Below are 14,170 nucleotides of genomic sequence, written 5' to 3'. Positions count from 1 at the left end.
GCGAACTTTTTAAAGAAACTTTGAGGTTGAGATTAAGATTTTGTAAAGCTGATATACGTTCCACATGAAACATTCCAAACAAAGGGAAGGCTACCCGCGCTCTGCCAGTAGACTCCCCTCTGTATCATTGAACGATTATGTGTATTGAATGGTCGCTGTTAACAAGACCTGCGTATCCGTCTCATTGCGGTAACTATGCGTATGTTCACCATTGAAACGAATCGCTTGTGAAGCTTCAACATGATATGTTTGTGTTCCAATATCTAGTGTTAGTGTTCCGTCATTAACAATAATAAACTCTTGGGACCCTTGTGGATGGCCGTCTGAATCCAACTTGCCACCCGGTGCAATTTCCATGCTAAACATTTCAAAACCGTGCGCGTTATCATATGGAAAGTACGGATAGACGACAACTGATTGATCGTCATTGTAAATCGGCTGTAAATCTTCCGTGGCTACTTGATAAATGTCTCTTTTATTGTCACTAATCAATTCATTTAACGGTAAATGTAACCCATTCGCCAACTTCCACAATGTATTAATACTCGGGTTGCCTGTTCCCTTTTCAATCTGACTAATCATCGTCTTACTAATCCCTGTTAATTGAGATATTTTATCCAAGCTCAATCGGTGTGTTTGACGATATTGTTGTATATTACGTGCAACAATTTGATTAATATCCTCCATCATTCCAAACCCTTTCTATTTACAATATAAAGAACATAATGTACGATATAGTTTGTCTTTTAAAAAGAACGTTTTGTTCATTATAACAAATTATAAGGAGTGTACGCTATGAACACATCATCTTCAAAAGTCAATTGGCTCTTATTTGCTGGTGTCTTATTAATCGCCGCAAATTTACGTGCGCCTATTACATCTGTCGGTGTCGTCTTACCTACCATTCAAGAGACATTACATCTTAGTCATACAGAAGTGAGTATTATTGCTATTATTCCACTACTTGCATTTGCCGTCATCTCACTGATCGTTGCGCGTATCAGTCACCGTTACGGTATGGCACGTGTACTCTTTGTTGCGCTGCTCTTGATTTTTGTCGGCGTTAGCTTGAGAAGCATTACAAATAGCACACTACTTTATGTCGGAACGTTATTGATTGGTGTTGGCATCGCGTTTGGTAACGTCCTTGCCCCGGGTGTCATCAAGTCGAAGTTTCCATATCGTATCGGTATTATGACCGCTTGGTACACGGTTGTGATGAATATCTTTGGTGCTTTATCATCTTATAGCGCAGCACCACTATTACACCACTTTAACTACAATATTGCGTTGGGTGCTATTGGTGTTGTAACAGTGATCGCCATCATTGTGTGGGCACCACAACTCAGAAGTCATGATACACATGCACAAGCGACACAAACAAGTCATGTCAACGTCTGGAAATCACCGTTATCATGGCGCATTACTTTGCTGATGGGTGGACAATCACTGATCTTTTACTCACTCATCAACTGGTTGCCCGAATTTCTATTAACGTATGACATATCTGTTGAACGCGCGGGTCTGTACTTATCAATTTTACAACTCGTGATTATTCCGTTCACGTTTGTCATTCCAATCTATGCCGTACGTCTACAATCACAAGTAGGACTGACAGCATTTGCCGGTACTCTTTTTACAACAGGTGTCTTGATTCTCATGATTTTCCCACAATGGGCATTTATTTCTATCATCGTTGTCGGTATCGCATGCGGTTTTGCGTTCGGTCTCGTGAACACATTCTTTAGCTTGCGTGCTGAAAATGGGCTAACAGCTGCCAAACTCGCTGGTATGTCACAAGCTGTCGGTTACCTATTCGCATGTATTGGACCATTAATGTTCGGTCTACTACACGACTTAACAGGCACATGGACTTGGTCACTTGCGATATTATTAGTCACAGCCATTGCGATGATGTTTATCGCAGCAGGTGCAGGCCGTCAAACAACGATTGAAGCCACACTTGGACTAAGTGAGAAAAAGTAAATCTGGACAAAAGCGGTTAAGATTTGAACAGAACTGAACGATGTGCAAAATTATTTTCATTTTGCCGAAATCGTGGCAGTTCTGTCGAAAACCCTGCTTTTGGGCCACCGTTTATCACTTTATTGCGCTCCATCTTCTTCACTAAATTGGCGTCTGAAAATGAGTGTGAGCACTAATACAACAACGGAACTTAAGGCTGCGGTTAAGAATACCGGCATGAACGCCATATGTGCAGCGGACTCTAATCCCTGCATGAGCGCTTGACGTGTCGGTGTTTGTGCTAACTTTTCTAGCTGTTGCCACAACGCATAAGTACTACCATTGACGTTTGCCACATCATTCATAATGGAAGTAGGCACATAGTCTGGCGTGAGATTTCGTTCAGCTAACGCCGCTTTCACTTGCGACATCGTTTGACTGAAGCCCAATTGAATCAATGTCGCAAACAATGTTGGCGCAATGGTAATCCCCATTTGACGAGACACGGATAAGGTCGCAATAACCGTGCTGTTACGGTCATCTGCATAGCCGGCTGTTCGTGTTGCCAATACCGTCATCGGTGCACCAATGGTAAAGCCGAATCCAAGACCTGCCACAATCGAGAAGAATAGAAAAATCACGACGCCAGTGACCATAAACGCCAAACCACCGTATCCAACAATACTAATTATGCTGGCAACGACTAATGCAAACACAGGTCCTTCTTTATCGACAATACGTCCACCGAGTGATGCGCCTACACCTGATGCCAATGCCAGTGGTGTAAGCCAAAAACCACTATCCGCCGCGCTGACGTGTAAGACATTTTCTACAAAGGATGGGATAAAGATAATGGCACCGATTAACATACCTGAACAAATGCCCATGATTAAAATAACCGCAAATGTCGGCTTACGTAATAATGAATAAGGTAAAAAAGAATCAACATTTTTACCTTCATTGCGTTTCTCAATCCAGATCATAATGGCATAACCGATAATTGCTAGTAGGAAAAACGCCACGACAGACCAACGCATGGCAGGGTTCATCGCTTCTGCCGCACGAATATTGTAAATGCCGAACATTACTAAGAGTGTTGAGAGCGAGAACATCATAATGGCATAGGTGTCCATTTTCTTCTGCACAGGACGTTGCGTCTCTGTCATTTTCAACATAACAAATAATGTAATAAAGACTGCGATAGGTACATTAATTAAAAATAACCAGTGCCACGTCCCTGTGATTTTAATTAACAGGCTACCTAAGTTCGGACCGAGTACAGAAGCGATGCCGTTCATTGCGCCTAACGCGCCGAGCATGGTGCCTTGTTTTGAACGATCATAAGTTGAAATAAAATGAGCACTTGCGATAACAAATAAACCACCACCACCGAGCGATTGAATTAAGCGCGCCACGATGAAAAATGTATAGTTCGGGCTTAATGCTACGAGTAGTGAACCAATCCCAAATAATACAACTTCAAGGATATACACTTTCTTGCGTCCATACATATCGGCTAATTTACCGGCGATAGGTGTTGCGACTGCCATCCCCAATGTATAAATCGCAATGCCCCACGCCCCCATTTGAGGCTGTATCTCAAAAGATTGGTTAATTGTCGTTAACGCTGCGCTAATAATGCCGTTATCTAACGCCGCCATAAACACACCAATCAGTAACAGTAGCGCTACAAAATTAAATTTGGTTTGTTTCCCTGAGTCCACTTAGGAATCCTCCTTTGTTCTTTTCCTTTATACTACTATCTAATAATATCAATGTGAATCTAATATGAACAGAAATTGATTGTTATGAATAAGTAAAAAATGACTACGTACAATAACCGCTTCATCGGCTATCACATCGTAGTCATTCATTTGAATTAAAAGTTGATTCCTATTCTGCTTTATATGCTGCATGTACGATATAATTCAAGTCGTCCTTATGACCTTTGAACGTCTTGAACATACGCATAAACATCGGGCGGTTCTCTTTTTTCAGCGCATTTTTAATAATTTTCGCCGTCCCTTTAAATCCTTCGTCATAAATCATCCCTTTCGGCGTCATCAATGTCATTGCCCCATGTTGTGTTTCGATATTTGTGAAACCTGCATCCGTATATAATGCGTTCCATTTCTCTTTCAGTTGAGGCGATACTTTGACGTTAATAGCTTCGGATAAGTCATCAATGATTTGTGTTTCTTTGGCAGGATTTTGAATAACAATATCATGCGTCAACAATACACCACCTGGCTTTAATACACGATAATATTCTTGCAATGCTTGTTGTTTCGCCTTCACGGGCAACATCGTTAACATCGCTTCATTTAACACAATATCAAAGCTATTATCGTCAAATGGTAGGTTCATCGCATTCGCTTGTTGTAAATGAATCTTATCTGACAACCCAGCTGCTTTAACATTCTGCTCCCCTTGTGCCAGCGCCGTTTTATTTAAATCAACCGCTTCAATATGGCAACCATACGTTTTTGCCAAATGAATCGATGTCGTACACATATTACATGCGACTTCTAACACTTTTTTATCTGAGCGAAATTGCCCTTTCTCTATTAACCAATCCGTCGCAAGCTTGCCACCTGGACGTAATCTTGTTTTACCGAGTTTTGCTAAAAATGTATGACCTGCTTCTTTTTTCATTATGCCACCTCATTTAATTGATAATGATTATCATTATTATATCATGCACGCATTTATGATAGAGATATTCTATTGTGGCAATTTCATGGCATTCCAGTGATTTTTTGAGCCGTGTCATTTATCATAGAAGTATCATATAAAAAGGAGCTACTTTATGAAACCTGTATATTTTAACCATGATGGTGGCGTTGATGACTTAATCTCGCTTTTCTTACTTTTACATATGGACAATATTGAAGTGATTGGTGTTAGTGCGATTGGTGCTGATTGCTATGTGGAACCTGCTGAAAGTGCATCACGCAAGATTATCAATCGCTTCAGTCACTATCCTGTTGATGTTGCAACATCTTATGAACGTGGTAAAAATCCATTCCCGAAAGATTGGCGTATGCATGCCTTCTTTATGGATGCTTTGCCGATTTTAAACGAACAACGTCCAATGCAATCTCACGCACTTAAAACACATGCTTATGAAGACATTATCGAAAAGGTACAAGCGTCTGAAGCGCCTGTCACACTCTTGTTCACAGGACCGCTGACAGACCTTGCGAAAGCATTAGACGTCGCACCTAATATTACAAATAATATCAAACGTCTCGTATGGATGGGTGGTACATTTTTAGACAAAGGTAACGTTGAAGAACCTGAACACGACGGCACAGCTGAGTGGAATGCTTTCTGGGATCCAGAAGCCGTTGCGCGCGTATTTGAAACGGATATTCCTATCGATATGGTTGCGCTCGAAAGCACCAACCAAGTGCCACTCACGCCAGCGATTCGCCAATACTGGGCAGACCAACGCGAACATACAGGCGTCGACTTCCTAGGTGTTAGTTACGCAGCCGTGCCACCATTAACACACTTCCAAACGAACTCAACGTATTTCTTATGGGATGTGCTGACAACAGCTTATACGGGTAAGCCTGACTTAGTACGTCAAAAAACGATTCATGCTTCTGTTATCACACATGGTCCGAGCCAAGGCCGTACGTATATCGATGAAACAAACGGTCGCCCATTGAACCTTGTATATCACGTTGACCACGATGCCTTTTTCGCATACATTACTGACCTTGCCAAAAAAGCACACGATTAACCACAAAGCCTAAAATCTCGTTTTACTACAAGATTTTAGGCTTTTCTCTTACATATCTGTATCTTTATGTGCTGCTTTCCATGCTTTCACATAATCTAAGCGCTGTTTCACTTTGCGCTCATTGCCTTCTTCTGTAGGTTGATAATACACATGTGATGCGACACTTTCAGGACGAGTCGGCATGGTCGTCAACTTATCCTCATACGCATGGGCTAACTGATACCCTTGACCGTACCCTACTTCTTTCATTAACTTGGTTGTCGCATTTCTAAGATGTAATGGCACCGGTTCATCAATCGTCTTTTTAATATCCTTTTTAACAGCGACACGTGCTTTATATGTCGCGTTGGATTTCGGCGCTAACGATAAATAAATGACGCATTGTGTCAAATGGACATCACATTCCGGCAGTCCGATATAACGACATGCTTGGAACGTATTTACAGCAAGGTTTAACGCATTATTATCCGCTAAGCCAATATCTTCACTCGCAAATCTCAACAAACGTCTCGCAATATAAATCGGATCTTCGCCACCATCAATCATGCGCCCTAACCAATAGATAGCTGAATCTACGTCACTATTGCGCATCGACTTATGCAATGCTGAGATAATGTTGTAATGTTCTTCGCCGTCTTTATCGTAATAGCCCACTTTTTTATCAAGCAACTCATTCATTAACTCCGCAGTCACTACGACTTTATTCTCTTTGCGGTCACTATTAATCACCAACATCTCTAACGTATTGAGCGCCACTCTTGCATCGCCATTTGAATACGTCGCAATCTGTTTTAATCGTTCAGGTTCAATTGAAATATGCAATTCTGGAAAGGCATGATCTGACGCCAACACTTTATTTAACAATTCAACAATATCCGCTTCAGTGAGCTGATTCAGCATAAACACACGCGTCCGTGACAACAACGCCGAATTCACTTCAAATGACGGATTCTCTGTCGTCGCACCGATTAAAATAATACTGCCCTTTTCCACATACGGTAAAAAAGCATCTTGTTGCGCCTTGTTAAAACGGTGAATTTCATCGATAAACACAATCGTACGCACACCTAGTTGACGCCCTTCTTCCGCTTCATTCATGATTTTGCGAATTTCCTTAATCCCGTTCATCACAGCACTGAACGTCACAAATTTCGAAGCCGTCTTTTTCGCAATAATCTCAGCTAACGTCGTCTTACCGACACCCGGTGGTCCCCAGAAAATCATCGAAGACACTTGGTCATTATCAATCATTTCTCGTAAAAACTTACCTTCACCGACGAGATGTTGTTGTCCGACAAAATGATCAAAATCAACTGGTCTCAAACGACTTGCCAACGGGGCATTCATCGTCATATCTTCATCAAACAATGATAATTCTTTCATCCTTCTCAGTCCTTACAACCTCTATTTTTTCCGTCCATACTTGGCAGATTCTTGTTCTAGATTTTCTAAAATACGCGTTAAATAACGTTCCACATCTTCAATTTCTTGATCAGAAAAGCCCTTATAAAAGACCTCACTCAACTTGTAACTCACTTCATTGCCAAGCTGTTCTTGTTCCGCACCCATTGGCGTTAAGTCAAACATGCGCTTACGCTTATCAACTTCTGATGCGACAGACTTAATGAGCCCTTGTTCTTCCAGTCTTCGTAACATAATCGATAATGAGCTATTCGCCAAGCCTGTAATCTGAGACAGCTCACTCGCCGTTTGCGGATGTTTATCCCAAAGCGCAGACATAATCTTACCTTGTTCCGCACTGTACAAGATACGAGAATCCATCGCCAAGTATCGATTAAACAAACGCCCATTTAATAACTTAATCTTTAATGTTAAATAACCACCATTTTTTGATTTCATGATTCAACCTCATTTACTTCTATATAGAAACATTATTCATTAATATGTTACTATATAAAAACAAAAATCACAAACATCTCGTTTAATGGCACGTAAAAACCCCCACAGGTATTCGAAACTTGTAGGGGTGCAATATAATTTATAATTGACCTTTTTCCATTGACTTTAGGAATTTAACATAGCCAATGATTAAAAAGATTATGCTTAATAATAGTGAAATCACTACTAAAATAAGCTTGTTATAGCCGGTGTACAACGTAAAAACTAAAAATGAATAAAAGTATAAGTGACTTGCGAAAATACCGATCACACCGACAAAAAAGTTGCCCACTGTCAGTAAAAAGCTGATGACAGCTGGGAGTACAAATCCTTGGAACAAGTAATTCAACATATAAATAAAACTGATTATCGGCAAGAATGTTAATATCAATAGCATGAATAGCGTTACAAAATCAATATTTAGCAAGTCCAGCTGCTGCGTAAAAATAACATAACTGGCTGCATATAACAGATAGCCGAGCAGCAACATGATAACACCAATCAATACATAGAATACAAAGTTAAGTAGATAGTACGTCTTTAAACTTTTAAAATAAGTAACTGTGTTTTGAAACGCATGATTTCTTCTTTCAATTCTAAACATTAAGCCAACAATTAACGTCATCGCTAACGGTAACACCAACTCAAGAAATACTTGAAGTGCCGTCACACGAAACAATTGTAAGTCTGTTTGTTTCGCAAAAAACGCGAGACATGCAAATAAACTGACAGTCACAATAGGCAGACCTAACATAATAGGCACAATAGAAGTACGTTTCATTTTTAAGAACTGCATTTTCAAAAATAACATATTCTAAAATTCCTTTCTGTTAATGTAGAAATTGGAAATAATCATTACGATTACAAAGACAAACGTACTATACATGCCAAACACGAAGAAAGATGTATCAAAGAACAGGACCCTATTGTGATCTAATATCTCTTTTGCATTGATAATTTGTTCGGGAATCTTAAATGGCATCGTTTCAGATTGCATTAATAAACTGACCAATGCGAATAGAATGCCCACTGCAATGACGTACACTTTATTTTCAATCACTAACGCAATGAAAAATTGAATCGCCTGCATGGCTAAAGTCCCAATAAAAAATGCAAACATGATATACACAAATGACATAAGGTTAGGGATATTACCATTCACGAAAAGACTTGTTAGTAAATGACACACTATAAATACAAGCGTTGTGACTAACATTAGTCCCAACAGTACTAGGAACTTCGCAGAGATAATCTCTCGCTTACTTTTCTTGCTAACCAACAGCACAGGCCACATGTTACTTTCATATTCCGTAGATATAATCTTGGCACTGAAAACGCCATATAAAAAGTAAAAGACAGGTGCAAACCATGCAAGCGCATAGATTAAAAAGATAAGTGCTGATGGTTTCACACTCGAAAAATGTAAATTATAGTAATACAAGCCGATTGCCAACACTTCAGAAATTACAACCGCAATTATAATAGAAACAATAAAAGTGACCTTTGGCAGTTTATACCATTCTGATTTAATGAGACTGTTCATTGGCAAAATCTCTTTCATTATTTGTTAACCTCAAAAAGATATCTTCTAAAGATGACTGTTCATGATAAATTTCATAAATATTAATATCATGATTCACGAGCGTTTTATTAATATGCGGAATATCTTGGCGTTGGGCTTTTACATGTAATCGACCGTCTTCAATAGATGTAGGAAATGTATCTAATAATGCGACTGATTTTTCATTATTATCCGTCACAAAGTACACACTATCTTGCTTGTACTCATCTAACAATGTCTGCATATCGCCTTGGAATAACAATTGGCCTTTATTAATCAAGCAGACATAACTACACATCTGTTCAATTTCAAATAAGTTGTGGCTTGAAACAATAATACTAATCCCTTTTTCTCGAACGAGCTTCATTAATAACTCGCGCATTTTCTTAATACCACTTGGATCCAAACCATTCGTAGGTTCATCTAATATAATCAACTTAGGATTATTCATTAAAGCGATCGCAATACCTAATCTTTGTTTCATCCCTAAAGAATAGTCTTTAACCTTTTTCTGAGCGGCATATGTCAGCTCCACAATCGACAACACATTTTCAATTTCTTCAGCGTTGTTGTGATGAATATATTGCATAATCTTCAAGTTTTCATATCCCGTTAAATGATCATAGAAAGACGGAGAATCCACAAGCGCACCGACTTGGTTTAAAATTTCTTGTTTATGATTCTCGAGTTTCATATCAAACAGCTTCACTTGACCCGCTGTCGGTTTTGCCAAGCCAAGCAACATTCTAATCGTCGTCGTTTTCCCAGACCCATTGGGACCTAAGAAGCCACAAATTAGCCCTTCAGGAATTTGAATATTTAAGTTTTGAACAGCTTGAAAGTTACCAAACTGTTTACTCACATTTTGTGTCTCAATGACATTCACAATCGTTCCCCCTTTGACAAATTACGAAAACAAAACTAGCTTTGAGATTTGCCTAATTTTACTGTGATAATTGCTAATACAATCGTTATCAATGTATAAATAACTGCCGAAATAAGAATCACAGTAAAGTTCGGGTTCATCAATTGAATTGGAAGTGGTGCATAACTCACATATAAGGAATTACCAGTATGTGCCATAGCTAAAAACATTTTAATGGTACTCCAAGCTGTAATAAGTGTTACAATTCCTAAAATAACTGCTAAAATTTTCTTTCCCATTCATTTCAACTCCTATAAAAAGTTTAAATCAGTAAATAATACTCTCTGAAATCGTTTACCCTTAAATAATACTGGCTATTCATAAATTTGACATAATTATGTTAAAAAGAGGATTATCGTATGTAGAAAATAAAATGAAGGAAATAAATGCACAAAAAATAGCCCACGTTACTATGGGGAGAACGTAGGCCAAAAGAATTAAAAATATGAAAATAATTAACACTGTAAACATATTATAACACAATTTTATATTAAATTTATACAATCAGATTCAAAAAAATCAATTAATTTATTCAGTGTGCTGTGAGTATAACATAGTAAGTATACACAATATCTAGCAATCTGCTTACGAATGATATAAAAAAACAAGCATGTAGACTGAAAGCATCTACACACTTGATGGAATCATTTATAATCCTAAAATTGTTTTGATTGTTAAGCCGACACATACCGTTGTCGCAATTAAGAAAAAGCCTGGCAGTAAGAAGCTGGTTGTTTTCGTTGAACGTGTTTCATCAACATCTACCGCAAATAAAATCGTTGGTTGTGCTGGAATCACAAAGTTAACATTCAGTGTTTGTACAATTGCTAAGAAGAACGTAGGTGGAATACCTAACGTAATCACAATTGGTACCATGATTGATGCTGTCGCTGACTGTGAAATGACTACCATTGAGACAAGCCCAACGAATAAAATTAACAGCCATGGTGCTTGTTCAACAAGGCCACCGATTTGCGTTTCCATAATGTCACGGTTCGATGGCGCACTAAAAATAGTCGCCCCTAACCAACCTGGTCCTAACACCGCAAATAAAGCACCGATTGCTGCTTGTGTAATATGTGAATTCAAAATTTCATTCGGTTGAATCTTAATTAATAACAGATTGACCATCGCACTCATGTACATAAAGAGTTGTACAAGGTCAGTCATTTGTAACTTCACAATCTCTCCATCAATTTTGAAAGATGGACCGAGTTCTGGGAAGATACCAAATGTTAGAATACAGCCAACTGCTACGATAAATGACAGTACGCCGATTTTAACACGTGTTGAATATGTCTTCGTTGACTCATCTTCAACAATTTTTTGGAGCATCGTCTGTGCTTGGCGTTCGTCCATTTTAGTTTGGCCAACGAGTGTAATGAACACACTCAATATCACCATACTAATCAGTGCTGTTGGTAAAACAATCGACAAGTATTGTCCCATTGTAATGCCTAATCCCGCAAATTCAGAAATCATATATGCTGTAGCTGAAGCTGCCGGGCTACATAACAATGCGATATTCGCCGTTAAAACAGATGCTGTTAACGGCTTTTTCGGTTTAATACGTGCTTTTAACGCCGTTTTCGCAATAATCGGTTCTAACGATAATGCAATATTTGCTGTACCAATACCGAATACAAATAAAAAGACGATCATCGGCGCAATAAAGATAATTGATTTTGGGAAACGCTCGATTACTTTTGATGCCAAGTGTACTAAATAATCAATACCACCTGTTGCTTGAAGCGTCCCACCTGCAATCCCAATCGATAAAATGATTAACACTGCTGTTACCGGTGCTGAACCTGGTGGCAAGCCAAAACCAAATATCATGACTAACTGTGCGACAATCGCAAAAATTCCACATCCAAGAGCACCTGCTGTACGTAAACCAAGTACGATCGCAAGCACCATAATTATAATTTCTATACTAAAAAGAAGCATTCTTTTTCTTCCTCTTTCTATGTTTTCAATGTGAATATTTTAACATAATACTAATGCCATGATAACGTGTTTTTTATACGCTTTTTGACATATTTGTTAACATCTAACAGTTATTACAAGAGCAGTTTGTTTTCTTTAAATTTTAGGATGTGTTAGGTTATGAACGAACTAACAGTTGATTTTGAAAGGTGGACTACAACATGGAAACGATTAAAGATAAAGTAGCCGTCATAACAGGCGCAAGCAGTGGGATTGGTGCTGCCATTGCACAAAAACTGAATGACAACGGCGCGAAAGTGGCACTACTATCACGTGATGAAGACAAAATGAATGCGATTGCCGATAACTTTACGGATGCACTCATTATTCCAACTGACGTGACAGACCGTGCAGCTGTTGAACAAGCGATTCAACACACAATTGAACACTTTGGACAAGTGGATATTGTCGTGAACAGCGCTGGATTAATGACATCTTCAGCTATTACGAAAGGCGATGTAACCGGCTGGGATGCGATGATTGACGTCAACATTAAAGGCACACTGTATACAATTAATGCGGTAATGCCACATCTTCAAGCGCAATCTAGCGGACATATCATTAATATTGCGTCTATCTCAGGCTTTGAAGTGACAAAAGTGAGCACATTGTATAGCGCAACAAAAGCAGCTGTCCACGCTATCACACAAGGTCTTGAAAAAGAACTGGCACGCACAGGCATTCGTGCAACAAGCATTTCACCAGGTATGGTTGATACACCACTTAACACAGGCTATGACTTCGGCGACCGTAAAATGCTGGAAGCTGCCAATATCGCCGATGCAGTTGTATACGCATTAACACAACCTGCACACGTTAACGTAAACGAAATTACCGTGCGTCCGGTATAACATTATCTATTTAGGGTGTCGGCTTTCTCATAAACAATCTAGCCCCACCCGGCAAGGTTGAGTTGGGGCGTGGGACAGGAATCTCATTTTCTAAAAAACCCCTTGGTCCCACCCCACTCATCTACTGCCACCTCCATCGATCATCCCACTTAAGATATACTCCCTAATCATATCGCCACGCCTTTTTTACGCCACACAATTGACATAACTTTGCCAAAATTCTAAACTTAAATTAAACGTTTTCAAACAGGATAAGGAGGATGTATTATGACGAAAATTGCAATTGCTGGCGCAGGTGCTATGGGAAGTCGTATCGGTAGCTACATTAAACAAGCAGGCTACGATGTGACATTAATTGATACGTGGCCAGATCATGTTCAAGCGATTAATAATAAGGGGTTAGAAGTTCAGACAGAAACAAATACATACATCGTAGACATCCCTGCCGTTTTACCAAAAGATGTGACAGGTGCATTTGATTTAATCATTATTTTAACAAAATCGATGCAATCTGAAGAGATGATTCATCAATTAAAGGATAAGGGTGCGATTCATCAAGACACAGCAATCCTAACAATGATGAACGGACTCGGTCATGATGAACGTTTCGCGAAAATCGTTCCACGTGAACAAGTCTTTCTAGCAGTAACAATGTGGACGGCTGGCATGCGTGGACCGGGGCAAATTTTACTTGAAGGACAAGGCAGCATTGAACTCCAACGCGCAGACGGTCAAGCCGATCAACGTACAGAAACAATCAATCAAATCTTCAATGATGCAGGCTTAAACTCTAAAATTAGCGACAATGTGTTCCAATCTATTTGGTCTAAAGCTACATTGAATAGCGTATTAAATCCATTATGTAGTATTCTCAACAAAACCATTTATGAATTCGGCAGCTATGAACATGCACGTGCTATGGTCACACCGGTGATTGATGAAATTGTCGCCGTTGCTAAAGCGCGTAACGTTGAGCTTGACGGTGCAGCTTTACTTGAGAAAATTGAAGCTGCTTATCCTAAAGAAACACAGGGCCTACACTATCCATCAATGCATCAAGACTTATACAACGGACGTTATACTGAAGTCGATTACTTAAATGGACAGATTAGTAAATACGGACGTGAAGCCAATATTCCAACACCTAATAACGATATGTTGACACACCTCATCCATCAACTTGAAATGCGATACGTTAAATAACAAAAAGCGTGGCACGACAACTTCTC

At 39.2% G+C, this 14,170-nt stretch carries 14 protein-coding genes; 4 read left to right on the top strand and 10 right to left on the bottom strand.

Translation table 11 applies throughout. The features are described 5' to 3' along the window. Positions 1-135: 135 nt before the first annotated feature. Complete coding sequence (locus CD122_RS00415; RefSeq protein ID WP_103357052.1) at positions 136-687, bottom strand: helix-turn-helix domain-containing protein; 552 nt, start codon at positions 685-687, stop codon at positions 136-138. A gap of 108 nt (positions 688-795) precedes the next feature. Here CD122_RS00415 and CD122_RS00410 point away from each other — a divergent pair, with 108 nt between their 5' ends. Continuing rightward, positions 796-1,986 (top strand): CynX/NimT family MFS transporter, encoded by a 1,191-nt coding sequence (locus CD122_RS00410; RefSeq protein WP_103357051.1) that lies wholly within the window; start codon positions 796-798, stop codon positions 1,984-1,986. A 119-nt stretch (positions 1,987-2,105) separates the two neighbouring features. On the opposite strand, the gene CD122_RS00405 is transcribed toward CD122_RS00410, so the two are convergent. Together CD122_RS00405 and CD122_RS00400 are read right to left on the bottom strand one after the other, a co-directional pair. Next, entirely contained in the window at positions 2,106-3,689 is a 1,584-nt protein-coding gene (locus CD122_RS00405) for an MFS transporter (protein ID WP_240624091.1), read from the bottom strand. 169 nt (positions 3,690-3,858) lie between these two features. Further along, entirely contained in the window at positions 3,859-4,620 is a 762-nt protein-coding gene (locus tag CD122_RS00400; protein WP_103357050.1) for a class I SAM-dependent methyltransferase, read from the bottom strand. A gap of 154 nt (positions 4,621-4,774) precedes the next feature. Here CD122_RS00400 and CD122_RS00395 point away from each other — a divergent pair, with 154 nt between their 5' ends. Beyond that, positions 4,775-5,716, top strand: coding sequence for a nucleoside hydrolase (locus tag CD122_RS00395; RefSeq protein WP_103357049.1), 942 nt, complete (start codon positions 4,775-4,777; stop codon positions 5,714-5,716). A gap of 48 nt (positions 5,717-5,764) precedes the next feature. Here CD122_RS00395 and CD122_RS00390 read toward each other — a convergent pair whose 3' ends face one another. The 7 genes from CD122_RS00390 to CD122_RS00360 all read right to left on the bottom strand — a co-directional run bounded on the left by CD122_RS00390 (position 5,765) and on the right by CD122_RS00360 (position 12,051). Next, complete coding sequence (locus CD122_RS00390; protein ID WP_103357048.1) at positions 5,765-7,099, bottom strand: replication-associated recombination protein A; 1,335 nt, start codon at positions 7,097-7,099, stop codon at positions 5,765-5,767. A gap of 21 nt (positions 7,100-7,120) precedes the next feature. Beyond that, entirely contained in the window at positions 7,121-7,576 is a 456-nt protein-coding gene (locus CD122_RS00385; protein ID WP_103357047.1) for a MarR family winged helix-turn-helix transcriptional regulator, read from the bottom strand. 139 nt (positions 7,577-7,715) lie between these two features. Then, the gene (locus CD122_RS00380) at positions 7,716-8,426 is read right to left on the bottom strand and encodes an ABC transporter permease (protein ID WP_103357046.1); all 711 of its coding nucleotides are present in this window, start codon (positions 8,424-8,426) and stop codon (positions 7,716-7,718) included. 3 nt (positions 8,427-8,429) lie between these two features. Beyond that, a complete protein-coding gene (locus tag CD122_RS00375) occupies positions 8,430-9,158 on the bottom strand; it encodes an ABC transporter permease (protein WP_169926440.1) in 729 nt (242 codons plus the stop codon). Beyond that, complete coding sequence (locus CD122_RS00370) at positions 9,142-10,062, bottom strand: ABC transporter ATP-binding protein (RefSeq protein ID WP_169926439.1); 921 nt, start codon at positions 10,060-10,062, stop codon at positions 9,142-9,144. Before CD122_RS00370 ends, CD122_RS00375 begins: the two co-directional genes overlap by 17 nt. A gap of 35 nt (positions 10,063-10,097) precedes the next feature. Beyond that, on the bottom strand, positions 10,098-10,340 hold the full coding sequence (locus CD122_RS00365; RefSeq protein WP_103357043.1) for a hypothetical protein: 243 nt from the start codon (positions 10,338-10,340) through the stop codon (positions 10,098-10,100). 409 nt (positions 10,341-10,749) lie between these two features. Continuing rightward, positions 10,750-12,051 carry an anaerobic C4-dicarboxylate transporter family protein gene (locus CD122_RS00360; RefSeq protein WP_103357042.1) on the bottom strand — a complete coding sequence of 434 codons (1,302 nt, stop codon included), beginning with the start codon at positions 12,049-12,051 and terminating at the stop codon, positions 10,750-10,752. Positions 12,052-12,251: 200 nt separating this feature from the next. On the opposite strand from CD122_RS00360, the gene CD122_RS00355 reads away from it, so the two are divergent. Further along, complete coding sequence (locus CD122_RS00355; RefSeq protein ID WP_103357041.1) at positions 12,252-12,941, top strand: SDR family oxidoreductase; 690 nt, start codon at positions 12,252-12,254, stop codon at positions 12,939-12,941. Between the two features lie 267 nt (positions 12,942-13,208). Next, positions 13,209-14,144, top strand: coding sequence for a ketopantoate reductase family protein (locus tag CD122_RS00350; RefSeq protein ID WP_103357040.1), 936 nt, complete (start codon positions 13,209-13,211; stop codon positions 14,142-14,144). Positions 14,145-14,170: the final 26 nt, after the last annotated feature.

Source organism: Staphylococcus rostri (genome assembly GCF_002902145.1).
GTDB classification, from domain to species: Bacteria; Bacillota; Bacilli; order Staphylococcales; family Staphylococcaceae; genus Staphylococcus; species Staphylococcus rostri.
Note: the sequence above shows the minus strand (reverse complement) of the source record. Positions and strands in the feature narration are given on the sequence as shown.

Excerpts from the sequence above, each read along its gene's own strand:
- CD122_RS00415 (WP_103357052.1), bottom strand. The coding sequence starts at position 687 with ATGGAGGATATTAATCAAATTGTTGCACGTAATATACAACAATATCGT.
- CD122_RS00410 (WP_103357051.1), top strand. The coding sequence starts at position 796 with ATGAACACATCATCTTCAAAAGTCAATTGGCTCTTATTTGCTGGTGTC.
- CD122_RS00400 (WP_103357050.1), bottom strand. The coding sequence starts at position 4,620 with ATGAAAAAAGAAGCAGGTCATACATTTTTAGCAAAACTCGGTAAAACA.
- CD122_RS00395 (WP_103357049.1), top strand. The coding sequence starts at position 4,775 with ATGAAACCTGTATATTTTAACCATGATGGTGGCGTTGATGACTTAATC.
- CD122_RS00390 (WP_103357048.1), bottom strand. The coding sequence starts at position 7,099 with ATGAAAGAATTATCATTGTTTGATGAAGATATGACGATGAATGCCCCG.
- CD122_RS00385 (WP_103357047.1), bottom strand. The coding sequence starts at position 7,576 with ATGAAATCAAAAAATGGTGGTTATTTAACATTAAAGATTAAGTTATTA.
- CD122_RS00380 (WP_103357046.1), bottom strand. The coding sequence starts at position 8,426 with ATGTTATTTTTGAAAATGCAGTTCTTAAAAATGAAACGTACTTCTATT.
- CD122_RS00375 (WP_169926440.1), bottom strand. The coding sequence starts at position 9,158 with ATGAACAGTCTCATTAAATCAGAATGGTATAAACTGCCAAAGGTCACT.
- CD122_RS00365 (WP_103357043.1), bottom strand. The coding sequence starts at position 10,340 with ATGGGAAAGAAAATTTTAGCAGTTATTTTAGGAATTGTAACACTTATT.
- CD122_RS00360 (WP_103357042.1), bottom strand. The coding sequence starts at position 12,051 with ATGCTTCTTTTTAGTATAGAAATTATAATTATGGTGCTTGCGATCGTA.
- CD122_RS00355 (WP_103357041.1), top strand. The coding sequence starts at position 12,252 with ATGGAAACGATTAAAGATAAAGTAGCCGTCATAACAGGCGCAAGCAGT.
- CD122_RS00350 (WP_103357040.1), top strand. The coding sequence starts at position 13,209 with ATGACGAAAATTGCAATTGCTGGCGCAGGTGCTATGGGAAGTCGTATC.